The following is a 22,061-nucleotide window of genomic DNA, read 5'->3' as shown; positions in this document are numbered from 1 at the left end:
TCTCTCTGTTTTAGTTTCTTGTTGTGGCGTCGTGGTGCAGAAAACCTCAGCCTTCGGGGAAGCTGCCGTCCACGTAGTACCAGCGCATCTGTCCCTCGCCATCGGGCTGGCGCACGAAGTTGCTGATCTCGTGCAGGCGGTGGGCTTTGCCCCCGACCTTGAAGCGCGCCACGAATTCGACAGTGGCGGCATCGCTGCCGGCAGCGTGCTGGTGCTTCTTGATCTCCAGGCCGATCCACTTGACGTCGGTCTCGCTGGTGAGCTCTTCGTCCGGCAGTGTCTCGGGGAACCAGGTGGCGCGCAGGTAGGCTTCGTCGCGCAGGGCATAGGCGCTATAGCGCGAGCGCATCAGCAGCTCGGCCGTGGCCGGCACCTGGCCGCCGGTGATGAAGCGGCCACAGCATTTGTCGAAGCTGGGCTGGCCGCAGGGGCAGGGACCGCTCTTGTCTTTCTTGTTGCTCATCAGATCTTTCCGTTTTTCAGCAGGGCTTCCAGTTGGGCGAAGCGGTCGAAGCCCCAGAATTGTTCACCATCGGCAATCACGAAGGGCGAGCCGAACACGCCGGCCTTGCCGGCCGCCTCGGTGGCCTGGCGCAGTTGGTCCTTCAGTTCGGGAGAGCTCAAGGCGGCCTCCAGCGCGGCGCGGTCGATGCCCAGGTCGGCGGCGATGCGCAGCACGTTCTCGGTGACGCTGATGTCGATGTCCTCGGTGAAGTAGGCGCTGTACAAGGTCTTGATCAACTCGACCGCCTTGGCCGGCTGCGTCTGCTGCACCCACAGCGTGGCGCGTGCCGCGACCTGGCTGCCGATCGGGAAGTTGCTGGGGGCCTTGTAGAAGATGTTGTGGAAGCGGGCGGTGCGCTCCATGTCATGGCGCGAATACTCGCCCTTGACCGGGATGTTGACCAGCGAATTGGTGCCCAGGGTCTTGAAGATGGGGCCCAGCAGGATCGGGTGCCAGCTGACGGCGCGACCGTAGCGCGCGGCCAGCTTGTCGATCTCGACGGCACCGAAGTAGCCGTAGGGGGAGCTGAAGTCGAAGTAGAAATCGATGGATGTGCTCATGATGTTCCGTGCGGTTGAAGAGGGGGAGCCGGCATTACAGCGTGTCGGCAAACAGTTCGCGGCCGATCAGCATGCGCCGGATTTCGCTGGTGCCGGCGCCGATCTCGTAGAGCTTGGCGTCGCGCCACAGACGGCCGACCGGATATTCGTTGATGTAGCCATTGCCGCCCAGCGACTGGATCGCCTCGCCGGCCATCCAGGTGGCCTTCTCGGCGCTGTAGAGGATGGCACCGGCGGCGTCCTTGCGCAGTGCGCGCACCTTGTCGGCACTGTCGGCGCGGTCGCAGGCCTGGCCCACGGCATAGACATAGGCCTTGCAGGCCATCATGGTGGAATACATGTCGGCCAGCTTGCCCTGCATCAGCTGGAATTCGCCGATGGCCTGGCCGAATTGCTTGCGGTCGTGGACATACGGAACCACCACGTCCATGCAGGCCTGCATGATGCCTAGCGGACCGCCGGAGAGCACGCTGCGCTCGAAGTCCAGGCCCGACATCAGGACGTTGACGCCACGGCCGATGCCGCCCAGGATGTTTTCTTCCGGCACCTCGCAATCCTGGAACACCAGCTCGCCCGTGTGCGAGCCGCGCATGCCCAGCTTGTCCAGCTTCTGCGCCACCGAGAATCCCTTGTAGCCTTTTTCGACCAGGAAGGCGGTCATGCCACGGGCACCGGCATCCAGATCGGTCTTGGCATAGACCACCAGCACGTCGGCGTCGGGGCCGTTGGTGATCCACATCTTGCTGCCGTTGAGCACGTAGCGGTCGCCCTTCTTGTCGGCGCGCAGTTTCATGCTCACCACGTCGGAACCGGCATTGGGTTCGGACATGGCCAGGGCGCCGATGTAGTCACCGGAGATCAGTTTGGGCAGGTATTTGCGCTTCTGTTCTTCGTTGCCGTTGCGCTTGATCTGGTTCACGCACAGGTTGGAGTGCGCGCCATAGGACAGGCCCACCGAGGCCGAGGCCCGCGAGATTTCTTCCATGGCGATGATGTGGGCCAGGTAACCCAGGCCGGCGCCGCCGTATTCCTCAGAGACGGTGATGCCCAGCACGCCGAGCTCGCCCAGCTTCTTCCACAGGTCCATGGGGAACTGGTCGCTGCGGTCGATCTCGGCCGCGCGCGGGGCGATCTCGCTGTGCGCGAAGGCGGCCACTGCTTCGCGCAGGGCGGCGATGTCTTCTCCGTGGTCGAAACTCAGGCCGGGCAGGTGGATCATGGGTGTCTCCTCGTTGGGTAATTTTTCTGGTGTTCCGGAGGGTAAGTTCCGGTTGACGTTAACGGCAGATGAATCCGGTTTGCCGGGGCTCAGGCGGCCACGGCCTTGCGTCTGGTCTTGGTGCTACTGCTCCTTGATTTACCCTCGACCAGCAGTTGCCGGCATTCCTCTTCGTGGGCGGCAATTTCGGAGAGGGTCAGTTCCAGGTCTTCGCGCTGCTGCTCCAGCTTTTCGCGATGTTGCTGCAGCAGGCCCAGGAAACGCTGCAATTGCGGCTGCGTATCCTTGGGCGATTCATACATGTCGATCAGGTCCTTGATCTCGGAAAGCGTGAAGCCGAGCCGCTTGCCGCGCAGCGTCAGCTTCAGGCGCGTGCGTTCGCGCGCCGGGTAGACCCGATGCCGACCACCCACGCCTTCGCGCTTGGGATTGAGGATGCCGTGGTCTTCGTAGAACCGGATCGCACGTGGCGTGATCGCGAATTCTTCTGCCAGTTCGGTGATGGTATAGGTGGGCATAAAGACGTGGACGCTGATGGACTTGGGGCTCGAAGGAGTCGGATCGGCCTGGTCTGGCACTTTACGTTAACGTAAAGTATATTGTGCCCTGTCGTCCAGCGGAAATTGCAGCTTGCGCTAGACTGGCGGTCTTTCGTTGTCGCTGGAGCAATGTCCGGCGTCGTTCCTGTCCACGTTCCCGGCCCGGCTCATTGATGAATGCACTTGAATCCCAGCTCGACTACGCCTTCGGCGATACCCTGCCCGACATCGGCCGCACCATGCAGGTCGCGCCCGGTGTGCGCTGGCTGCGCATGGGGCTGCCCTTTGCGCTGAACCACATCAATCTCTGGTTGCTGGAAGACGAGGTGGACACACCGCACGGCCGGCAGCGCGGCTGGACCGTGGTCGATTGCGGCATCGCCACCGACGAGACGCGCCAGGCCTGGGAAACCATCTTCGCCGAGGAACTCGATGGCCTGCCCATCGTGCGCGTGCTGGTTACGCATTGCCATCCCGATCACGTAGGCCTGGCCGACTGGCTGTGCCAGCGCTGGCAGGTGCCGCTGTGGATGAGCACCGGCGATTACGCCTTTGCGCGTGTGATGTCGGCGGCCCTGCCGGGTGCCGAGGGGACGGCGGCGACGCCGCATTTCCAGCGCCACGGGCTGGCCGATCCCGAAACAGTCGCCCTGCTGCAGGGGCGCAATAACTATTATCAGGACCTGGTACCGACGGTGCCGCGTGCCTACCACCGGATGCAGGATGGCCAGGCGGTGCGCATCGACGGTCGTGACTGGGAGGTCATTACCGGGTTTGGTCATGCGCCGGAGCATGTGTCCCTGTACTGCCGTGCGTTGAACGTGCTGATCTCGGGTGACATGGTCTTGCCGCGCATCTCCACCAATGTTTCGGTGTTTGCCATCGAACCGGAGAGCAACCCGGTGCAGCAGTATCTGGATTCGCTGAAGAAGTACGCGCACCTGCCGGCCGATGCGCTGGTGCTGCCTTCGCATGGCAAGCCTTTCCGCGGCCTGCACACGCGCATCGAACAGTTGAACGATCACCACCGCCTGCGTCTGGCCGAGGTACTGGAAGCCTGCGCCACGCCGCAGACGGGGGTGGATATTCTGCCGGTGATGTTCAAGCGCCCGCTGGATACGCACCAGTTGTCCTTCGCGCTGGGCGAGGCGGTGGCGCATCTGCACAAGCTCTGGTACGACGGCGCCCTGAAGCGCGTGCTGGGCGAGGACGGGGTGTACCGTTTCGTGGCGGTCTGATCAGTGCCATGGCTTGATGCGCAGGGCGCATCAATGCAAAACGCCGGCCGGGGTTGCCCCTGGCCGGCGTTTTGATTTTGTGCTGCAGATGACCAGCAGGCTTAGCCCGCCTTCTTCTTCATCTCGCGTTCTTCCTTCTGCAGCTTGGTCTTGATGCGGTTGCGCTTCAGCGGCGAGAGATATTCGACAAAGACCTTGCCCTTGAGGTGGTCCATCTCGTGCTGGATGCAGACTGCCAACAGGTCGTCGGCATCGAGTTCGAAGGCCTTGCCGTCGGCGTCGAAGGCGCGCACCTTCACGCGTGCCGGGCGTTCCACGCCATCGTAGATGCCGGGGACCGACAGGCAGCCTTCGTCGTAGACGCGCTTTTCTTCGCTGGCCCACAGGATTTCGGGATTGATGAAGACCTGCAGGTTCTTGCCCTCATCGGACACATCGATCACCACCACCTGTTCATGCACGTCGACCTGGGTCGCGGCCAGGCCTACGCCGGGGGCGGCATACATGGTCTCGGCCATGTCGGCCACCAGTTGCTTGATGCGCGCGTCGAAGACGGTCACGGGCTGGGCGATCTTGTGCAGGCGCGGATCGGGATAACGGAGGATGTTGAGCTGGGCCATACGTGGTTCTCGGCAATCTTGGAGTTCGGTCCCGGTGGACCTGGATAGTCCGGACCTCGACATTTTGCGAGGCTCCGGGGGATTCGTTTCGGGAATTGTTATTTAAATGTGGCCAGAGCGCGACGCTTCAAGCGCGGCCGCAGCACAATCGTGGGCTTGGTCGCCAGCGCCTGTGCATTGTTGCCCGGTGGCCACCGTGGTGTTCCCGATCAAGATGAAAAGTGTATCACAGCCCGCTCCCCGTTCGCCGCAAGCCCGCGCCGCACGGCGTTGAGCGCGGCACAGTCAATTATGCAAAACAATTTCCCTTTTGATGCGGCGCAGGCCGATTCCGACCACCTCCAGGCCTGGCTGCGACTGGCTTTTGCCGACGGCATCGGGCCGGTGGCGGCACGGCGCCTGCTGGCCGTTTTCGGCCTGCCCGGCCAGATCTGGCAGGCGGATTTTTCCGCACTGTGCGCCATACTGCCGCCCCGGCAGGCGGCGACCTTGCTGGCACCACCCTCGGGCCGGCAGCGCGAGCGCATGGAGGCCACGCTGGAGTGGTTGCAGTTGCCTGGACGGGCGATCATCACGCTGGCCGACGCCGCGTATCCGGCCAGTCTGCTCAACATTGCCGACCCACCCTTGCTGCTCTACGTGCGCGGCAATGCGGCGCTGCTGTGCGCGCCGGCGCTGGCGGTAGTAGGCAGCCGGCATGCCACGGCGCAAGGGCGCGAGCACGCGATGCGCTTTTCCGAGGAGCTCAGCCATGCCGGGCTGACCGTCGTCTCCGGGCTGGCGCTGGGCATCGATGCGGCCGCGCATGAGGGCGGTCTGCGGGGTGCCGGATCGACGGTGGCGGTGATCGGGACCGGCTGCGATATCGACTATCCGCCGCGCAATCGGGATCTGGCCGAACGCATCGCACAGGGCGGCTGCATCGTCAGCGAATATGCGCTGGGCACGCCGCCGCTGTCGGCCAATTTCCCCAGACGCAACCGGGTGATTTCGGGGCTGGCACAGGCAGTGCTGGTGGTGGAGGCGGCAGCCCGCTCCGGCTCGCTGATCACGGCGCGCATGGCGGCCGAGCAGGGGCGCGATGTGTTCGCCATTCCCGGCTCCATCCACGCGCCGCTGTCCAAGGGCTGTCACCAGCTCATCCGTCAGGGGGCCAAGCTGGTGGAGACGACGCAGGACATCCTCGAAGAATTGCCACAGCGGCAAGCCGTTGCCAGTACTGCGCCGGCAATGGTGGCACCAGCATTTGTCGCGGCCGGGGCGATGGGCGATGTCGATCCGGCAAGTCTGCAGGTCATGCGCGCCATGGGACATGATCCGGTCGATGTCGACACCCTGGCGCAGCGCTGTGGTCTGGATGCAGCGGCACTGGCAGCAATCTTGCTAGGACTGGAACTGCAGGGCCGCGTAGAAGTGTTACCTGGCGCACATTACCGGTGCGTAGCATGAAGAAATTAATCCCCGCGCTGCCGCAATTCCTGCCATACTGGACTTGGCTGACTTGTACATTCATAACCTTCGCGATAGAGTACGAACATGTTTGATGTCCTCGTTTACCTGTACGAAACCTACTATCGCCCTGATGCCTGCCCCGAACCGGAGGCCCTGGTCAAGAAGTTGTCCGCGATCGGTTTCGAAGAAGATGAAATTTCCCAGGCACTCGGATGGCTGACTGATCTTGAAGTCGCCAATCACGAATTCGCCGACAACTATCCCCGCCAGACCGCCTTCTCCTTCGGTACCCGTATCTACGCGCGCCAGGAAAGCGACGTGCTCGGCGTGGAAGCCATTGGCTTCATCCAGTTCCTGGAATCGGCCAAGATGCTGGACCCGATGCAACGCGAGATCGTCATCGAACGTGCACTGGCCGCTGGTGAAGCACCCATCACACTGGAAAAGCTCAAGGTGATCGTGCTGATGGTGTTGTGGAGCCAGGGCAAGGAGCCGGACGGCCTGATGTTCGAGGAGCTGTTCCTCGACGAGGACGACACCGAACCGCGCCTGTTGCACTGAGGCAGCTGCGGCGGCTTGCCAGCCTGATCTTGCAGCGGCTGCACGGTTGCCATGCTGACAGTGGGCTGACGATAGACATAGCTTATTGCTTCATCCCAAGCTGGATATGCATGAAACTCTGAGACGGCAAGCCCTTGTGCTTGCCGTTTCGTTTGCATCACGCTTATCATTCCCCCGCATTGGCCCGATATTGGCTACTATATAAAAATTCCGTTGTCCACAGGCAACGAAACGCCGGCCGCATGCTCCGTACGCCGCCGCTGCTGGTTTCGACCCTGGGATGGCATGACGTTGTTTAGGAGCGATCCGGCCCCAACTGGGGCTGACCGATCTCCTGGAACACGCCAGCAACCGATCTCTCATTACCGAGACCCATACTTATGAGCAAGACCCTCATCATTGCCGAGAAGCCCTCTGTCGCGAACGACATCGCGAAGACGCTCGGCGGCTTCACCAAGCACGATGAGTATTTCGAATCCGACCAGTACATCCTGTCGTCGGCCGTCGGCCACCTGCTGGAAATCGCAGTCCCCGAGGAATACGACGTCAAGCGCGGCAAGTGGAGCTTCACCCACCTGCCGATGATTCCGCCGCACTTCGCCCTGAACCCCATCGCCAAGACCGAGTCGCGCCTGAAGGTGCTCTCCAAGCTGATCAAGCGCAAGGACGTCACCACCCTCATCAACGCATGTGACGCGGGCCGCGAAGGAGAACTGATCTTCCGCCTGATCGCGCAATACACCAAGGCCAAGCAGCCGGTGAAGCGCCTGTGGCTGCAGTCGATGACGCCGGGCGCCATCCGCGAGGGCTTTGCCCACCTGCGTGATGACGAGGAAATGCTGCCCTTGGCCAATGCGGCGCGTTGCCGCAGCGAGGCCGACTGGCTGATCGGCATCAACGGCACCCGCGCCATGACCGCCTTCAACTCCAAGGAAGGCGGCTTCTACCTGACCACCGTGGGCCGCGTGCAGACGCCGACCTTGTCGATCGTGGTCGAGCGTGAAGAGAAGATCAAGAAGTTCGTCCCCCGCGATTACTGGGAAGTGCACGCCGAGTTCGTCTGCGCCGCCGGCATCTACAAGGGCCGCTGGCTGGACAAGGGCCACAAGAAGGACGAGAACGACCCCGAGAAGCGCCCCGAGCGCCTGTGGAGCCGTGCGGCTGCCGATTCCATCGTGGCCGCCTGCCGCGACAAGCCGGGCAATGTCACCGAGGAGTCCAAGCCGACCACGCAGATGTCGCCGGGCCTGTTCGACCTGACCAGCCTGCAGCGAGAAGCCAACTCGCGCTTCGGCTTCTCGGCCAAGAACACCCTGGGCCTGGCCCAGGCGCTGTATGAAAAGCACAAGGTGCTGACCTACCCCCGTACCGATTCGCGCCACCTGCCCGAGGACTACATCAACACCGTCAAGGACACGATGGAGGCGCTGGCGGAGAACAACAACTACCACCAGTTCTCCAAGCAGATCCTCAAGCAAGGCTGGGTCAAGCCCAACAAGCGCATCTTCGACAACACCAAGATCAGCGACCACTTCGCCATCATCCCCACCACCCAGGTGCCCAAGAACCTGTCGGAACCGGAACAGAAGCTCTACGACCTGGTGACGCGCCGCTTCATGGCGGTGTTCTTCCCGCCGGCCGAGTTCCAGGTGACCACCCGCTTCACGGAAGTGTCGGGCCACCAGTTCAAGAGCGAAGGCAAGGTCATGATCAACCCCGGCTGGCTGGCCATCTACGGCAAGCAGGTCGAGGAAGACGACAAGGACAAGGAAGGCGGCGGCAATCTGGTCGCCGTGGCCCAGGGCGAGAAGGTCAAGACCGACAAGGTGACGGCCAACGGTCTGGTCACCAAGCCGCCCGCCCGCTACACGGAAGCCACGCTGCTGTCGGCCATGGAAGGTGCGGGCAAGCTGGTGGATTCGGACGAATTGCGCGAGGCCATGGCCGGCAAGGGCCTGGGTACGCCAGCCACGCGTGCGGCCATCATCGAAGGCCTGCTGAACGAAAAGTACCTGCTGCGCGAAGGCCGCGAGATGATGCCCACCGCCAAGGCCTTCCAGCTGATGACGTTGTTGCACGGCCTGGGTGTGGATGAACTGACCGAACCGGAACTGACCGGCGAGTGGGAACACAAGCTGGCCCAGATGGAGCGCGGTAAGATCAGCCGTGACGAGTTCATGCGCGAGATCGCGCAGATGACCCAGATCATCGTCAAGCGCGCCAAGGAATACGACAACGACACCATCCCCGGCGACTACGCGACCCTGCAGACGCCCTGCCCCAATTGCGGTGGCGTGGTGAAGGAAAACTATCGTCGCTTCGCCTGCACCAAGTGCGAATTCTCGATGAGCAAGGTGCCTGGTGGTCGTCAGTTCGAGATCGCCGAAGTGGAAGAACTGCTGCAGAACCGCACCATCGGCCCGCTGCAGGGTTTCCGCTCGAAGATGGGCCGTCCGTTCGCGGCCATCCTGAAGATTTCGCGTGACGAAGAGATCAAGAACTTCAAGCTGGAATTCGACTTCGGCCAGGACCAGGCCGATGGCGAGGGCGGCGAGCCGGTGGACTTCAGCGAGCAGACCCCGCTGGGCGCCTGCCCCAAGTGCGGCAGTGGCGTCTACGAGATGGGCCTGGCCTATGTCTGCGAAAAGACCGTGGCCAAGCCCAAGGCCTGCGACTTCCGCAGCAGCCGCATCATCCTGCAACAGGAAATCCTGCCCGAGCAGATGGCCAAGCTTCTCAACGACGGCAAGACCGACCTGCTGCCGGGCTTCATCTCGCAGCGTACCCGCCGGCCGTTCAAGGCCTTCCTGGTCCGCGGCAAGGACGGCAAGATCAGCTTCGAGTTCGAGGAACGCAAGGCCAAGGCGCCGGCCAAGGGCAAGGCTGCTGCAGCCGAAGCCGGTGATGGTGCGGATGAGGCGGTAGCCAAGCCAGCCGCCAAGAAGACGGCGACCAAGACCACGGCCACCAAGACCAAGGCGGCAGCCAAGCCAGCAGCGGCCAAGAAGCCGGCACTGCGCAAGGCCACCCCGAAGAAGGCGGCGGCGCCGGACGCCTGATTTTTGCTGGTCTGAAACGACAAAGCCCTCGCACGTCACAGTGCGAGGGCTTTTGTTTTTTTGCGAACGATTTTTCAGCTACTTTCCGTTCGGACTGAGTAGGCCCGTCAGGGCCGTATCGAAGGCGCTCCATGGACCACCGCCCGGCGCGTCTTCGATACGCGGCTACGCCGCTACTCAGTCCGAACGGGAGGAGGCGGGTCGGCTGGCGCGTGTTCAGTCGCCGTAGACCACCGTCAGCGGCGCATGGTCAGAGAAGCGCTGCTCCTTGTAGATCGCCGCGCTGACCGCCTTGGCGGCGATGCCCGGGGTGGAGACGTGGTAATCGATACGCCACCCCACGTTGTTGGCCCAGGCCTGGCCGCGATTGCTCCACCAGGTATAGGCGTCGCCGGTGGTCTCGGGATGCAGGCGGCGGTACACGTCCACCAGGCCCAGCTGGTCGAAGATGCGCGTCATCCAGGCGCGTTCTTCCGGCAGGAAGCCGGAATTCTTCTGGTTGCTCTTCCAGTTCTTCAGGTCGATTTCCTTGTGGGCGATGTTCCAGTCGCCGCAGATGACGACTTCGCGGCCGCTCTTTTCCAGGTCCATCAGGTGCGGCAGGAAGGCTTCCATGAAGCGGAACTTGGCTTCCTGGCGTTCCTCGCTGGACGAGCCCGAGGGTGCGTAGAGCGAAATCACGGTGAGGTCGCCATAGTCGCATTCCACATAGCGGCCTTCGTCATCGAACTCGGTATTGCCGAAGCCGATGCGCACCGAATCCGGCTGCCGGCGGCTGTACACGCCCACGCCCGAGTAGCCTTTTTTCTGGGCATAGTGGAAATGCCCGACATAACCGGCCGGGGCCAGGAATTCATCGGTCATGTCGGCCGCCTGGGCCTTCAGTTCCTGCACGCAGACGAAGTCCGGCGCTTCCTTCTGCAGCCATTCGAAGAAGCCCTTCTTGGCGGCCGAGCGGATTCCGTTGAGGTTGGCGGAGACGATTTTTGGCATGGGATTCCTGTTTGCTTGCTGCGGGAGAGTGTTCAATCAGGCCGGTAGCATAACCGATAGGATGAATCATTTAAAATGGCGGCCTGATGAAGGCTTCGCCACCTCCCTCGCCTTGCCTTGTGGCAAGCGGGGAGGCCGGCCCTTCCGTTTTGACTCTTCCCGGGAAATGCATTGTGAGCAACTTGAGACAGGAATTCATTGAATTCGCGGTGTCGGCCGGCGTGCTGCGCTTTGGCGAATTCGTCACCAAGGCAGGTCGTACCTCGCCTTACTTCTTCAACGCCGGTCTGTTCAGCGAAGGCGCGACGCTGGCCCAGGTGGCGCGTTTCTACGCCCAGACCCTGCAGGATTCCGGCATCGAATATGACATGTTGTTCGGTCCCGCCTACAAGGGCATCACCCTGGCGTCGGCCACCGCCGTGGCGCTGGCCGGCATGGGACGCAACGTGCCGTTCGCCTTCAACCGCAAGGAAGCCAAGGACCACGGCGAAGGCGGCACCATCGTCGGCGCCAAGCTGCAGGGCAAGGTCGTCATCATCGACGACGTGATCTCGGCCGGCACCTCGGTGCGTGAATCGGTGGACATGATCCGCGCCGCCGGCGCCACCCCCTGTGTGGTGCTGATCGCACTGGACCGCATGGAGCGCTCGGGCAAGGATGGCGCGCTGTCCGAACTGTCGGCCGTGCAGGAAGTGGCACGCGAATATGGCATGCCGGTCATTTCCATCGGCAACCTGGATGACCTGTTCGAGTACATCTCCACCGGTGGCGATGCGCGCCTGACCCAGCACAAGGATGCCGTGGCGGCCTACCGCACGCGTTACGGCGTCTAAGCTGCACCAAAAAGCGTCAAAAGATGAAAAAAGGCTGCATCTTCGTTGATGCAGCCTTTTTGTTTTGCTGGCGACAGATTACAGCGGCTTGATCACACCCGCCACCTGCTGGCGCTGCAGCCGGTCGTCAAGTTCGCCGACCTGTGCGGCCACGGCATTCTCGGTCTGCTCCACCCGATGGTGGATGTCGCGCTGCAATGCATCCAGGCGCTGCGCCAGCAGGGTCTGTTGTTCGGCCTGGCGGCGCTGCAACTGCTCCAGCTCGGTCTTCAGGTAGCCGCGCAGGTCGTTGAAGCGCGAATGCTCGGCCTGGTCGGCCAGGGTGCGCTGGGCTTCCAGCTGCTTGGTCAGGCGCCGGCTCTCCAGCATCACGCTGGTCTGCAGGGCCAGGATGTAGAGCAGGAAGAAGGCCGTCAGCACGACCACCACTGCCAGCATCACCGCACCCAAGGGGGCCTGGAACTCGGTGTAGATCAGCGAGAGGGTGGTGGTGGCCGTGAAGGCCGTCCAGTTGACGGCGGCGAAGATGGCGACCAGCGCCAGCAGCACGATCAGGAAAACGGTCCGGAATCTCATTGCAGCCTCCTGTTATGTTCTCGGTCATTGGGCAGGCATGACCGTTCAGCACGGCCGGGCCGCAGCGGAACGATAAAAAATCGCTTGTCATGCCGACAAGGTGAACCTTTTGGACTTCCTGGGTAGAGGGGATGTTCCTTGGAGTTGTTCGGCGGAATTAAAAAAGCCGACACATGGTCGGCTTTTTCGGAGGAGTGAAGCGCGCTCAGGCTGCTGCCAGGGCTTTCTCCAGCAGCTGATGCAATTCAGCGAACTGCGGCTCGCCGACATAGCGCTTGATGATGTTGCCGTCCTTGCCGATGACGAAGGTGGTCGGGGTCAGCTTGACGTCGCCGAAGGCCTTGGCCAGCGTATCCTGCGGGTCGAGGGCGACCTTGAAGGGCAGCTTGCGGGTCTCGGTGTAGTTCACCACGTAGTTGGGCGGGTCATAGCTCATGGCCACGGCCACGAAGTCCAGGCCGCGATCCTTGAACTTGTTGTAGGTCTCGATCATCTGCGGCATCTCGCCCACGCAGGTGGTGCAGCTGGTGGCCCAGAAGTTGACCATCACCACCTTGCCGCGCAGGTCCTTGAGGGCCACCTGCTGGCCATCGAGCTTGGTGAAGGTGACATCGGGAGCGGCGTTGCCGGCATTGACCTTGAAGTAGGCGAAGGCGGCGATGGCGGCCACCCCGACCAGGGCAACCAGCTTGATCATGAGGCCGCGTTTGGGCGCATTTGCCTGTGCTTGCATGGAAAACTCCGCATTCCGGATTCGAGGGAGGGGCCTGGCCCCGGTCACTTATCCGGCCATTATAGACCGCGCCGCCCGATCCTGCGGGCCGCGCCCCAATTGGAAACCGCCGGACGGGCCGGCGGTTTGACTTGCATCAGAGGCGATCAGCGACGCCAGGTCAGCTGGTGGACTTGTTCTCGCTGGCCGGCTTGCGCTGGTAGTCCTTCAGTTCTTCTTCGCTGATGTACTCGAACAGCGTGACGACCTTGGTCACATCCGACACGCCGCTGGCGATCTGGGCGGCGCGCTGGCCTTCGCGCTGGGTCACGCGGCCCATCATGTAGACGATGCCGCGCTCGGTCGTGATCTTGAAGGCGCTGGAATAGAGCGACTTGTCATCCACCAGGCTGGCCAGCACCTTGCTGGTGATGAGCGCATCGCTGGAGCGCGAACCGAAGCTGGAGGACGGGCCCACCTGCAGTTCGTTATAGACCGTGTCGACGTTCTGGAAACTCTTGATCTCGCGCTCGGCGGCAGCCTTGGATGCCTCGTCAGGCACCTCGCCGGACAGCAGCACCTTGCGGTTGAAGGACGTCACGTTGACGTGGGAACCGGAGGCCACCACTTCGGGAATGCGGGCTTCGCCCTTGACCACGATCGACTTGTCCTCCGTCTGCGCGCCCAGGGTACGGCGGTCGGTGGCGGCGAAGGTGGTGGCCAGCGCACCGCCGGCCAATACCGCGAAACAACCCTGCAGGCTCAGGGCCAGCATGCCGCCCAATGCGACTGCCGCCAGCGGGCGGCGCAGCCGTGTGAACAACGATCGTGCATCACTCATTCGCATCATCTCCAAAAAGCGCGACGTCGATACCGTCGCAAATGCAGTGCAGGGATACCAGATGCACTTCCTGGATGCGCGCGGTGCGGTCATGCGGCACACAGATATGGACATCGGCATCGGTCAGGATCTTGCCGATCTTGCCGCCGCCCTTGCCGGTCAGCGCCACCACGCGCATGTCGCGCTCGTGGGCCACTTCGATGGCGGCCAGGATATTGCCCGAATTGCCCGAGGTCGAGAAAGCCAGCAGGATGTCACCCGCCTGGCCGAAGGCCTGGACCTGCTTCGAGAAGATTTCCTGGTAGCTGTAATCGTTGCCCACCGCGGTCAGGATGGAGGTGTCGGTGGTCAGGGCCAGGGCCGGCAGCGGCAGGCGTTCACGTTCGAAGCGTCCCACCAGTTCGGCCGCAAAGTGCTGGCTGTCGGCAGCCGACCCACCATTGCCGCAGGCAAGAATCTTGTTGCCATTCGACAGCGCGGTGAACATAAGTTCAGTCGCCTGTTCAATCGGTTGCGCCAGGACACTGGCGGCCTTCAATTTCAGGTCAGCGCTTTCCTGGAAATGGGCGAGGATACGGGGATTTGTCATAGTGGCTGCGATTATAGAGGACCTGAACGGGGCCAAGTCTGTGCAATTGGTAAAGAGAAGTTTCAGGAATTCGGTGGCACATGATACGCCAGCTCCGGCGTGCTGCAAATCGCTTGCTCAGGCCTCGATGACGTTGCGCAGCCACTGCAACTGGCCGCCTTCGACTGCGATCACGTCGAAACGGCAGGCCGGCAGCTCCCGCTGGCCTTGCAGCCAGACCTGGGCCGCCACCAGCAGGCGTCGCTGCTTGGCCGGTGTCACGCTGGTCACCGCACCGCCAAAGGCCGCATTGGCGCGGGCGCGCACTTCCACGAAGACCACCGTGGCACCGTCCCGCAGGATCAGGTCGATCTCGCCGCCCTTGCAGCGGAAATTGCGTTCCACCAGGCGCAGGCCCTGGCGTTGCAGATGCTCCAGGGCCTGGTCCTCGGCAGCGTCGCCAGTACGCTGGCGTGCGGTCCGCCGCAACAGGTCGCGCAGGGCCATGGCGGCGTCAGTACTGGTCCGCCATCGGCACCGGCCAGCCATCCTGATAGACCGCCTGGGTCTCCTGGCGCTGGAAGTAGGTGGTACCACCGCCGATCATGTTCACCGTCAGGCGTCCGGTGACGCCATCGATATCGAAGCCTGATTGCCTCTGCGCGATACCGTAGGCGACCCGGTAGGCATCGATGCCCAGTGCATACAGGCGCGCCAGGTCCGGGCTGGGACGTTCGTTGTCGTTGACCGCCGGGCGCGGATAGCGCGCCACTGCCACGTTGTCGGGCTGCAGTTGCCAGGGGATGTCGACCAGGCGTACCCCATCGAGCTCGGGCAGCTTGTCGTTGGGGTTGTCACGCTTGAGGGTGTAGGGATTGATCTGCGAGGTGCCGTACAGCGGCAGCTCGTTGCCCACAGCGCTACGCAGTTGCACGGTCTGCGCCGCATCCAGGGCGACGAAGATCAGGGCCGGTTTCTCCTGCTCCACGCGCTTGGCCAGTTGCGCCAGGCCCGGTGCCGAGAGGGCATTGGCGGGGGTGCTCAATTCCAGCGTCTCGACCTGCAGGCCGAGCTGGCGGGCGCGCAGCTGGAAGGAGCGGGCGGCGCGCTTTTGCCAGGCGATGTTGGTCGAGATGGCGAAGATCTTGCCCGGTGCCTTTTCCTTTTCCACCCAGTTGGCGACCTGGCGTGCCTCTTCGTCGATGGACAGGCCCACGGCCAGCATCTGCGCCGGCAGTTGCAGGTCGGCCTCGCCATTCATGTCCGGCTGCGCCAGGGCGACGGTGGGCTTGCTCACGCGACCGCTCTGGGCCACGGCAGTGACGGCGCTGCGCGAGAGCGGGCCGACCACGATGTCGTACTTGCCGGACGCTTCATCATAGGCGCGCTGCATGTCCGGGGCCGAATCACCGGTCTCGACGATGGCCAGCTGGATGTTTTCCTTCTGGCGCGAATAGGCCGTCAGGAAGCCGGTGCGCACTGCATCTGCGGCGGCCCCGAAGGCGCCGGTACGGGAGGGCAGCAGCAAGGCCATGCGGATCGGGGCGGCGGCTGGTGGTGCCATGGATGGACCGTTGGCGGCCGACTGCATCTCCGGCGAGGTCCCCGGCGGCAGTGCCAGCGGGGCCAGGTCGGAGGTGGCCGAGGGCAGCGCAGGGGTAGCGGCCTGCGCCAGCAGAGGTACACTGTCGGCTGCTGCGGCCGGCAGCGCCACCATCCAGGGGGCCAGCAAACCGGCCAGCAGGGCCGCGCATGCGGTCATTTTCTTCGAACCTGTGAACATCCCGCCTCCTCCAATGAATCAGAATTCCAGCGTAGCTGCCTCCATCCTGCAGGATGCCGCCCAGCAAACCTATCCGGTGTCGGCATTATATGTGCTGGCCACGCCCATCGGGAATGTCTGCGACATCAGCCTGCGCGGCCTGCACCTGCTGGGTATCGCCGATGCGGTGGCCTGCGAGGATACGCGCAACACCAGCCAGTTGCTGCAGCGCTATGGTCTGTCGCGCCCCTTGCTGGCCACCCACGAACACAACGAGCGCGAAGCCGCCGACAAGATCATCGAGCGCCTGCGCGCCGGGCAGCGGGTGGCATTGGTGTCGGACGCCGGTACCCCCGCCATCTCCGACCCCGGTGCCAAGGTGGTTGACGCGGTGCGGGCCGCCGGGTTCCGGGTGATTCCCCTGCCCGGCGCATCGGCGGCGATCACCGCGCTGTCGGCCTCGGGCCTGACCGATGCGCGCTTTCATTTCGTGGGCTTCTTGCCCAGCAAGACCCGCCAGCGGGAGACCGCCCTGCAGGAGCTCACCGCCGTGCAGGCCGCGCTGGTGTTCTATGAAGCCCCGCACCGCATCGTCGAGACCGTGCAGTCCATGTTGCAGGTGTTCGGCCCGCAGCGCCAGGTGGTGCTGGCGCGCGAGCTGACCAAGCTGTTCGAGGATATCCATCGCTGCCCGTTGGGCGAGGCACCGGCCTGGCTGGAGCAGGACGCCAACCGCCAGCGCGGCGAGTTCGTGGTCTTGCTGGAAGGGGCGCCGCCGGCCGGTGACGAGGATGCCGAGGGCGAGCGCGTCCTGCGCATCCTGCTGGAAGAGCTCCCGTTGAAGCAGGCCGCCGCCCTGGCCGCGCAGATCACCGGCCAGAAGAAGAACGCCCTGTATGAACGCGCCCTGCAACTGAGGCAGGACGCGCAAGCGGATGATCAGGAAGGGGAGTGAGGCTGCCCAGGCAGGGCGGCAGCCCTAGCGCTCCACGATGAAGGGTGTGCCGGCACTGCGCTGGCGCACCAGCATGGCTGCATTCTGGGCCGCCGGCCGGGTCGGATAGGGACCGGCATACAGGCGATACAAGCCGTTGACCTGCACCGCCTGCATGCTGTCGACGATGCCGGAGAGGCTGGGCAGCAGCTTGTCGCGCGCCACCAGCGCATTGGCTTCTTGCGAATAGGCGCCGAACTGAAGGTAATAACCCGCCGTCAGCGGTACCGCCTGCGGCATCGCCGGGGAGGGTGCCGAACCGCTGGCCACGGCGTTGATGATGCCGCCGCCACCGGCCAGGCCCGCGCCACTGGCCGCACTGCTGGTGCTGGCATTGATCGGCTGCACTGCTGCCACGGTGGGCTGGGGCGGCAGGCCTTGTGCGCTCACGGTATTGATTTCGATCGCGCCGGTCGAAACGCCGGCGCCATTGTCGGCGGCCCGGTTGATCGGATCGGCGACCGCCAGCGTGCTGCCATTGCGGCGCGCATCGGCCATCCGCTGTGCTTCTTCTGGCAGGATGCGTTCGACTTCCAGCTCACTGCTGCCGCTGCCCAGATAACCCAGTTTCAGCGCGGCCGTGTAGGACAGGTCGATGATGCGGCTGGAGTGGAAGGGGCCGCGATCATTGATGCGCACGATGACCTGCTTGCCGGTCTTCAGATTGGTGACCCGTGCATAGGAAGGAATGGGCAGCGTGGGGTGCGCGGCCGTCATCTTGTACATGTCGTAAAGCTCGCCCGAGGACGTCTTCTGGCCATGGAATTTCTTGCCGTACCAGCTGCCGATGCCGCGCTGGATGAAAGGCTGGTTGCTGTCCGTAATGGGCACGTAGGTCTTGCCGAACACTGCATAGGGCCGGCTGGCCGCCCGCGAGACCGGCTCCACCTGCGGTTCGGCGTCGGCCACGTCGAGCAGGCCGTCGGGGATGTGGTCGCCCGGGCCATCGTCCTTGTAGTAGCCGCCGCGTCCCGAGCCTGCTGCCGGCAGTGCCGGAACGTTGGCCGGACGGCTGCTGCCGGCCTTGACCGGTGTCGAGGGTGCCTGCGCGGTCTGGCGCGGCGCCTGCTGGGTGGTGCCGCAGGCCGCCAGCAACAGCGGCAGCAGCAAGGCGCCCCAGCGCAGGGCCTGGCCCCAGGGGGCGAGGCGGTGGTGATGTTCTAGAGTGGGTGTTCCCATAGCCTGTCCTTGGTCAACAGTCGATGCGCCGGGCCTGGTGAAGCCTGTCCCGGCCGGAATGTTCGCAACGATACCAGAGTGCAATGCACCGAGGCTGACAACTCGTCAGTGCCGCAAGTTCACGGATCTTGCCGGACTTGTCCCCTGGACAAGGGCATCCATGCGGCCCGCTCAGCTCTGGACCAGCTTGCGATGGCGCTGGATGCTCATGAGGATGCCTGCTCCCAGCCCCAGCGTCACCAGAGCCGTACCGCCATAGCTCATGAAGGGCAGCGGCACCCCCACCACCGGCAGGATGCCGCTGACCATGCCCATGTTCACGAAGGCATAGGTGAAGAAGATCATCGTGATGGCCCCGCCCAGCAGACGCGTGAAGAGCGTCGGGGCATTGGCGGTGATCATCAGTCCACGCCCGATCAGCAGCAGGTACAGCAGCAGCAGGACGATGTTGCCGATCAGCCCGAACTCCTCGGAATAGACCGAGAAGATGAAGTCGGTGGTCCGTTCAGGGATGAATTCCAGGTGCGTCTGCGTCCCCATCAGCCAGCCCTTGCCGCTCACCCCGCCGGAGCCGATGGCGATGGTGGACTGGATGATGTGGAAGCCCTTGCCCAGCGGGTCCGAGGTCGGGTCGATGAGCATCATCACCCGCTGGCGCTGGTAATCGTGCATGAAGGACCACACCACCGGCAGGCTGGCCGCACCGGCCACGAACAGGCCCAGCAGGATCTTCCACGGCAGTCCGGCGAAGAAGATCACGTAGAAGCCGGCCGCCAGCACCAGCAGGCCAGTCCCCAGGTCGGGCTGGCGGATGATCAGGAAGCCCGGGATCAGCAGCAGGATCGCCGCCACCACGAAGGCATCCCAGCGCAGCATGCCCTCCCGCTTCTGGAAATACCAGGCCAGCATCAGCGGCATGGCGATCTTCATGATTTCCGAGGGCTGCACCACCATGCCGATATTGAGCCAGCGACGTGAACCCTTCTTGATGATGCCGAACAGCGCCACCGCGATCAGCAGCGTCACCCCCACCGTATAGACCGGCACCGCCAGCCGCAGCAGCAGTTGCGGGGAGACGTTGGCCGCAGCCCACATGACGATGAAGGCCACCAGGATATTGCGCAACTGGTCCTCGACCCGGCCAGGGAAGTTCATCCCTGCCGAATACAGGGTGACGATGCCTACCGACAGGATCAGGAAGACGATCAGCGACAGCGCGCCGTCGAACACCGTCAGGTGCGGCTTGATGATTTGCCAAAGGGGCGGACGTTGCAGGCTCATGCCGGCTCCTGGTGCTTGCTGCGTTGTTGCGATGTCAGACCTTGCGCGCCGGCGGAACCCGCGCGCAGGCGTAGGGTGCCAAGGCGACCCGGCTTCATTCCTGCACGTCCGGCTGGACCGTGGGCGTATTGCTGCCGCCGCTGTCCTCGGAGACGGGACCCTCGACCGGGGTATCCGGGCTCACCGCCTCGGGTGCGACCGACTTGATCGGCTCATTGGGACGCTTGCCCAGCATGAAGTAATCCATGGCCTTGCGCACCAGCGGTGCGGCCACGCCGGCACCCCAGCCGCCGTTCTCGACCACTGCCGCAATCGCGATTCGCGGCGCGTCGGCCGGCGCAAAGCCGATGTACAGGCCGTTGTCGTGGTAGATGCGGGAGAGCTTCTTCGAATCATACTTCTGGTTCTTGGCGATGTTGACCACCTGCGCCGTACCGGTCTTGCCGCCCGAGTCGTAGGGGGCGCCACGGAAGGCGGCCGCGCCGGTGCCTTCCTTGACCACGCCGACCATGGCGCGCTTGATGAAGTCGATGTTTTCCTGCTTCAACGGGATGCGGTAGCTTTCCTTGGGCACGGTCTCGGTGCGCTCATGGGTCACGCCATCCTCGATGATCTTGACCAGGTGGGGCTTCATCACCACGCCATTGTTGGCCAGGATGGCGGTGGCCTGGGCCATCTGCAGCGGCGTGAAGCTGTTGTAGCCCTGGCCGATGCCCAGCGACACCGTATCGCCGGCGATCCAGCGCTTCTGCTCGGGTTTGCGGAAGGCGTTGCGTTTCCACTCGGTGGAGGGCAGGATGCCGCGCTTCTCGTGTTCCAGGTCGATGCCGGTGATCTGGCCGAAGCCGAAGGGCTTCATGAAGTCATGGATGGCGTTGACCCCCATGTCGTTGGCCAGCATGTAGTAGTAGGTGTCGCAGGAGACCACCACCGAGCGATACATGTCGACCACGCCGTGGCCGCCTTCCTTGTCATCGCGGAAACGGTGGTTGCCCAGGATGAAATAGCCCGGGTCGCGGATGGCGTCCTGGGGGCGACGCTTGCCCAGCTCCAGCGCGGCCAGCGCCATGAATGGCTTGTAGGTCGAACCGGGCGAATAGACCCCCGACAGCGGGCGGTTCAGCAGCGGCCGGTCGGGCGACTTGTTGAGCTCGTCCCAGCTTTGCTGGTCGATGCCTTCCACGAACAGGTTGGGATCATAGGAGGGCTGCGAGACATAGGCCAGGATGTCGCCCGTGGCCGGGTTGATCGCCACCAGCGCACCCTTCTGGTCGCCGAAGGCTTCTTCCACCACCTTCTGCAGCTCGATGTCGATGGACAGGATCAGGTTCTTGCCGGGCGTGGCCGGGGTGCGCGAGAGCGAGCGCACCGCCCGGCCACTGGCCGAGATTTCCACTTCCTCGTAGCCGGTGGTGCCGTGCAGCTGGCTTTCGTAGCTTTTTTCCAGGCCTTCCTTGCCGATGTAGTCGGTGCCGTTGTAGTTGGCTTCATCGTCGGAGTCGGCGATGCGCTCGGCATCGCGCTGGCTGATGCGGCCGATGTAGCCGATCACGTGGGCAGCAGTCTTGCCGTACGGATACTGACGGAACAGGCGGGCCTGTACCTCCACCCCGGGAAAGCGATAGCGCTGGGCCGTGAACTTGGCCACTTCCTCGTCGGTCAGGCGGGTGCGGATGGGCACGCTTTCGAAGTTCTTGGACTCTTCCTGCAGGCGGCGGAAGCGACGCCGGTCGCGCGGCTGGATTTCCACGATCGTGCCCAGCTCGTCGATCAGGTCATCGATGTTGGTCTTGATCTTGGAGGGGGTGATTTCCAGCGTGTAGGCCGAATAGTTGCGTGCCAGCACTACACCGTTGCGGTCCAGGATCAGGCCGCGATTGGGCACGATGGGCACCACCGAGATGCGGTTTTCCTCGGCCTGGGCGGCGTAGGCATCGTGGCGCACCACCTGCAGCCACAGGAAACGCGCCAGCAGCAGGCTGAAGCAGACCAGCACCAGCACGCTGGCCGCCAGCAGGCGCATGCGGAACAGCCTCAGCTCATGCGCGGTATTCTTGAATTCGGTCATGCTGCTTGCACCCGGCCCCTCAGATGGGGCGATTCTCGTCGCGATTCACGGCGCGGCGCTGCGGCGCCAGCAGCAGCAGGCTGACCACCGGCCACAGCAGGGCCGACACCAGACTTTCGCTGAAGTAGAACCAGTCCGGCGACTTGCCGGTGACCAGCAGCTGGATCACCAGCTGCACCGCCTGTGCCAGCAGCATCAGCGGCAGCACGTGCAGCGCCTGCGTGCGCAGCGGGAACCACAGCACCCGGCGGTGGATCATGATGGCGAAGTAGGACAGCAGGGTATAGGCCAGCGCGTTCTCGCCCAGCAGGGTGGCTTCGTTGACGTCCATCAGCAGGCCCATCAGGAAGGCCACGCTGATGCCGACCTTGCGCGGCTGGTGGATGTTCCAGAACACCAGCGCCAGCGCCACGAAGTCCGGCACGCCCACCATCTGCCCCCAGGGCATGAGGTTGAGCACGAAGGCCACGATCAGGCTGAACGCGATGAACAGCGGACTGG

Annotated in this window: 22 protein-coding genes; 6 read left to right on the top strand and 16 right to left on the bottom strand. The window is 63.7% G+C overall.

The window, feature by feature from the left end:
- Positions 1-46: 46 nt before the first annotated feature.
- From HFRIS_RS16675 to HFRIS_RS16660, 4 genes are all read right to left on the bottom strand, one after another.
- The gene (locus HFRIS_RS16675) at positions 47-463 is read right to left on the bottom strand and encodes a YchJ family protein (RefSeq protein WP_006464591.1); all 417 of its coding nucleotides are present in this window, start codon (positions 461-463) and stop codon (positions 47-49) included.
- Complete coding sequence (locus tag HFRIS_RS16670; RefSeq protein ID WP_006464590.1) at positions 463-1,065, bottom strand: 2-hydroxychromene-2-carboxylate isomerase; 603 nt, start codon at positions 1,063-1,065, stop codon at positions 463-465. Before HFRIS_RS16670 ends, HFRIS_RS16675 begins: the two co-directional genes overlap by 1 nt.
- A 34-nt stretch (positions 1,066-1,099) precedes the next feature.
- On the bottom strand, positions 1,100-2,284 hold the full coding sequence (locus HFRIS_RS16665; protein ID WP_006464589.1) for an isovaleryl-CoA dehydrogenase: 1,185 nt from the start codon (positions 2,282-2,284) through the stop codon (positions 1,100-1,102).
- An 89-nt stretch (positions 2,285-2,373) separates the two neighbouring features.
- Entirely contained in the window at positions 2,374-2,802 is a 429-nt protein-coding gene (locus HFRIS_RS16660) for a MerR family transcriptional regulator (RefSeq protein WP_006464588.1), read from the bottom strand.
- A 194-nt stretch (positions 2,803-2,996) separates the two neighbouring features.
- On the opposite strand from HFRIS_RS16660, the gene HFRIS_RS16655 reads away from it, so the two are divergent.
- Positions 2,997-4,061, top strand: coding sequence for an MBL fold metallo-hydrolase (locus HFRIS_RS16655; RefSeq protein WP_006464587.1), 1,065 nt, complete (start codon positions 2,997-2,999; stop codon positions 4,059-4,061).
- A gap of 101 nt (positions 4,062-4,162) precedes the next feature.
- Here HFRIS_RS16655 and def read toward each other — a convergent pair whose 3' ends face one another.
- Positions 4,163-4,681 carry a peptide deformylase gene (gene def, locus HFRIS_RS16650; RefSeq protein ID WP_006464586.1) on the bottom strand — a complete coding sequence of 173 codons (519 nt, stop codon included), beginning with the start codon at positions 4,679-4,681 and terminating at the stop codon, positions 4,163-4,165.
- 291 nt (positions 4,682-4,972) lie between these two features.
- On the opposite strand from def, the gene dprA reads away from it, so the two are divergent.
- The 3 genes from dprA (at position 4,973) to HFRIS_RS16635 (ending at position 9,753) form a co-directional block, all read left to right on the top strand.
- Positions 4,973-6,130, top strand: coding sequence for a DNA-processing protein DprA (gene dprA, locus HFRIS_RS16645; protein WP_006464585.1), 1,158 nt, complete (start codon positions 4,973-4,975; stop codon positions 6,128-6,130).
- Between the two features lie 87 nt (positions 6,131-6,217).
- Positions 6,218-6,694, top strand: a complete 477-nt coding sequence (locus HFRIS_RS16640) for a Smg family protein (RefSeq protein ID WP_006464584.1) — start codon at positions 6,218-6,220, stop codon at positions 6,692-6,694.
- Between the two features lie 380 nt (positions 6,695-7,074).
- Complete coding sequence (locus HFRIS_RS16635) at positions 7,075-9,753, top strand: DNA topoisomerase III (protein WP_006464583.1); 2,679 nt, start codon at positions 7,075-7,077, stop codon at positions 9,751-9,753.
- Positions 9,754-9,969: 216 nt separating this feature from the next.
- On the opposite strand, the gene HFRIS_RS16630 is transcribed toward HFRIS_RS16635, so the two are convergent.
- Positions 9,970-10,746, bottom strand: coding sequence for an exodeoxyribonuclease III (locus HFRIS_RS16630; protein WP_006464582.1), 777 nt, complete (start codon positions 10,744-10,746; stop codon positions 9,970-9,972).
- Positions 10,747-10,919: 173 nt separating this feature from the next.
- Here HFRIS_RS16630 and pyrE point away from each other — a divergent pair, with 173 nt between their 5' ends.
- Positions 10,920-11,579: an orotate phosphoribosyltransferase gene (pyrE, locus tag HFRIS_RS16625; protein ID WP_006464581.1), complete on the top strand. Its 660-nt coding sequence runs from the start codon at positions 10,920-10,922 to the stop codon at positions 11,577-11,579.
- Positions 11,580-11,657: 78 nt separating this feature from the next.
- On the opposite strand, the gene HFRIS_RS16620 is transcribed toward pyrE, so the two are convergent.
- From HFRIS_RS16620 to HFRIS_RS16595, 6 genes are all read right to left on the bottom strand, one after another.
- Positions 11,658-12,155 (bottom strand): hypothetical protein, encoded by a 498-nt coding sequence (locus tag HFRIS_RS16620; protein WP_006464580.1) that lies wholly within the window; start codon positions 12,153-12,155, stop codon positions 11,658-11,660.
- Between the two features lie 205 nt (positions 12,156-12,360).
- Positions 12,361-12,888 (bottom strand): peroxiredoxin family protein, encoded by a 528-nt coding sequence (locus HFRIS_RS16615; RefSeq protein WP_006464579.1) that lies wholly within the window; start codon positions 12,886-12,888, stop codon positions 12,361-12,363.
- A 160-nt stretch (positions 12,889-13,048) separates the two neighbouring features.
- Positions 13,049-13,708, bottom strand: coding sequence for a BON domain-containing protein (locus tag HFRIS_RS16610; protein ID WP_039876146.1), 660 nt, complete (start codon positions 13,706-13,708; stop codon positions 13,049-13,051).
- Positions 13,701-14,297 carry a phosphoheptose isomerase gene (locus HFRIS_RS16605; RefSeq protein ID WP_006464577.1) on the bottom strand — a complete coding sequence of 199 codons (597 nt, stop codon included), beginning with the start codon at positions 14,295-14,297 and terminating at the stop codon, positions 13,701-13,703. Before HFRIS_RS16605 ends, HFRIS_RS16610 begins: the two co-directional genes overlap by 8 nt.
- A 117-nt stretch (positions 14,298-14,414) precedes the next feature.
- Positions 14,415-14,783, bottom strand: coding sequence for a YraN family protein (locus HFRIS_RS16600; protein WP_006464576.1), 369 nt, complete (start codon positions 14,781-14,783; stop codon positions 14,415-14,417).
- Positions 14,784-14,790: 7 nt separating this feature from the next.
- Positions 14,791-16,059, bottom strand: coding sequence for a penicillin-binding protein activator (locus tag HFRIS_RS16595; protein WP_006464575.1), 1,269 nt, complete (start codon positions 16,057-16,059; stop codon positions 14,791-14,793).
- 13 nt (positions 16,060-16,072) lie between these two features.
- On the opposite strand from HFRIS_RS16595, the gene rsmI reads away from it, so the two are divergent.
- The gene (gene rsmI, locus HFRIS_RS16590; RefSeq protein WP_006464574.1) at positions 16,073-16,993 is read left to right on the top strand and encodes a 16S rRNA (cytidine(1402)-2'-O)-methyltransferase; all 921 of its coding nucleotides are present in this window, start codon (positions 16,073-16,075) and stop codon (positions 16,991-16,993) included.
- A gap of 24 nt (positions 16,994-17,017) precedes the next feature.
- Here the strand turns inward: rsmI and HFRIS_RS16585 are convergent, their stop codons facing one another.
- The 4 genes from HFRIS_RS16585 to mreD form a co-directional block, all read right to left on the bottom strand.
- Complete coding sequence (locus HFRIS_RS16585) at positions 17,018-18,211, bottom strand: septal ring lytic transglycosylase RlpA family protein (RefSeq protein WP_006464573.1); 1,194 nt, start codon at positions 18,209-18,211, stop codon at positions 17,018-17,020.
- A gap of 171 nt (positions 18,212-18,382) precedes the next feature.
- A complete protein-coding gene (gene rodA / locus HFRIS_RS16580) occupies positions 18,383-19,492 on the bottom strand; it encodes a rod shape-determining protein RodA (protein ID WP_006464572.1) in 1,110 nt (369 codons plus the stop codon).
- A gap of 94 nt (positions 19,493-19,586) precedes the next feature.
- Complete coding sequence (mrdA, locus tag HFRIS_RS16575) at positions 19,587-21,560, bottom strand: penicillin-binding protein 2 (RefSeq protein ID WP_006464571.1); 1,974 nt, start codon at positions 21,558-21,560, stop codon at positions 19,587-19,589.
- Between the two features lie 19 nt (positions 21,561-21,579).
- The coding region (gene mreD / locus HFRIS_RS16570) for a rod shape-determining protein MreD (protein ID WP_006464570.1) at positions 21,580-22,061 on the bottom strand (482 nt) is incomplete at its 5' end.

The organism is Herbaspirillum frisingense GSF30 (assembly GCF_000300975.2).
Classification (GTDB): Bacteria; Pseudomonadota; Gammaproteobacteria; order Burkholderiales; family Burkholderiaceae_D; genus Herbaspirillum; species Herbaspirillum frisingense.
Note: the sequence above shows the minus strand (reverse complement) of the source record. Positions and strands in the feature narration are given on the sequence as shown.

Coding starts and splice junctions, on each gene's coding strand:
- HFRIS_RS16675 (WP_006464591.1), bottom strand. CDS start 463: ATGAGCAACAAGAAAGACAAGAGCGGTCCCTGCCCCTGCGGCCAGCCC.
- HFRIS_RS16670 (WP_006464590.1), bottom strand. CDS start 1,065: ATGAGCACATCCATCGATTTCTACTTCGACTTCAGCTCCCCCTACGGC.
- HFRIS_RS16665 (WP_006464589.1), bottom strand. CDS start 2,284: ATGATCCACCTGCCCGGCCTGAGTTTCGACCACGGAGAAGACATCGCC.
- HFRIS_RS16660 (WP_006464588.1), bottom strand. CDS start 2,802: ATGCCCACCTATACCATCACCGAACTGGCAGAAGAATTCGCGATCACG.
- HFRIS_RS16655 (WP_006464587.1), top strand. CDS start 2,997: ATGAATGCACTTGAATCCCAGCTCGACTACGCCTTCGGCGATACCCTG.
- def (WP_006464586.1), bottom strand. CDS start 4,681: ATGGCCCAGCTCAACATCCTCCGTTATCCCGATCCGCGCCTGCACAAG.
- dprA (WP_006464585.1), top strand. CDS start 4,973: ATGCAAAACAATTTCCCTTTTGATGCGGCGCAGGCCGATTCCGACCAC.
- HFRIS_RS16640 (WP_006464584.1), top strand. CDS start 6,218: ATGTTTGATGTCCTCGTTTACCTGTACGAAACCTACTATCGCCCTGAT.
- HFRIS_RS16635 (WP_006464583.1), top strand. CDS start 7,075: ATGAGCAAGACCCTCATCATTGCCGAGAAGCCCTCTGTCGCGAACGAC.
- HFRIS_RS16630 (WP_006464582.1), bottom strand. CDS start 10,746: ATGCCAAAAATCGTCTCCGCCAACCTCAACGGAATCCGCTCGGCCGCC.
- HFRIS_RS16620 (WP_006464580.1), bottom strand. CDS start 12,155: ATGAGATTCCGGACCGTTTTCCTGATCGTGCTGCTGGCGCTGGTCGCC.
- HFRIS_RS16615 (WP_006464579.1), bottom strand. CDS start 12,888: ATGCAAGCACAGGCAAATGCGCCCAAACGCGGCCTCATGATCAAGCTG.
- HFRIS_RS16610 (WP_039876146.1), bottom strand. CDS start 13,708: ATGAGTGATGCACGATCGTTGTTCACACGGCTGCGCCGCCCGCTGGCG.
- HFRIS_RS16605 (WP_006464577.1), bottom strand. CDS start 14,297: ATGACAAATCCCCGTATCCTCGCCCATTTCCAGGAAAGCGCTGACCTG.
- HFRIS_RS16600 (WP_006464576.1), bottom strand. CDS start 14,783: ATGGCCCTGCGCGACCTGTTGCGGCGGACCGCACGCCAGCGTACTGGC.
- HFRIS_RS16595 (WP_006464575.1), bottom strand. CDS start 16,059: ATGTTCACAGGTTCGAAGAAAATGACCGCATGCGCGGCCCTGCTGGCC.
- rsmI (WP_006464574.1), top strand. CDS start 16,073: ATGAATCAGAATTCCAGCGTAGCTGCCTCCATCCTGCAGGATGCCGCC.
- HFRIS_RS16585 (WP_006464573.1), bottom strand. CDS start 18,211: ATGGGAACACCCACTCTAGAACATCACCACCGCCTCGCCCCCTGGGGC.
- rodA (WP_006464572.1), bottom strand. CDS start 19,492: ATGAGCCTGCAACGTCCGCCCCTTTGGCAAATCATCAAGCCGCACCTG.
- mrdA (WP_006464571.1), bottom strand. CDS start 21,560: ATGACCGAATTCAAGAATACCGCGCATGAGCTGAGGCTGTTCCGCATG.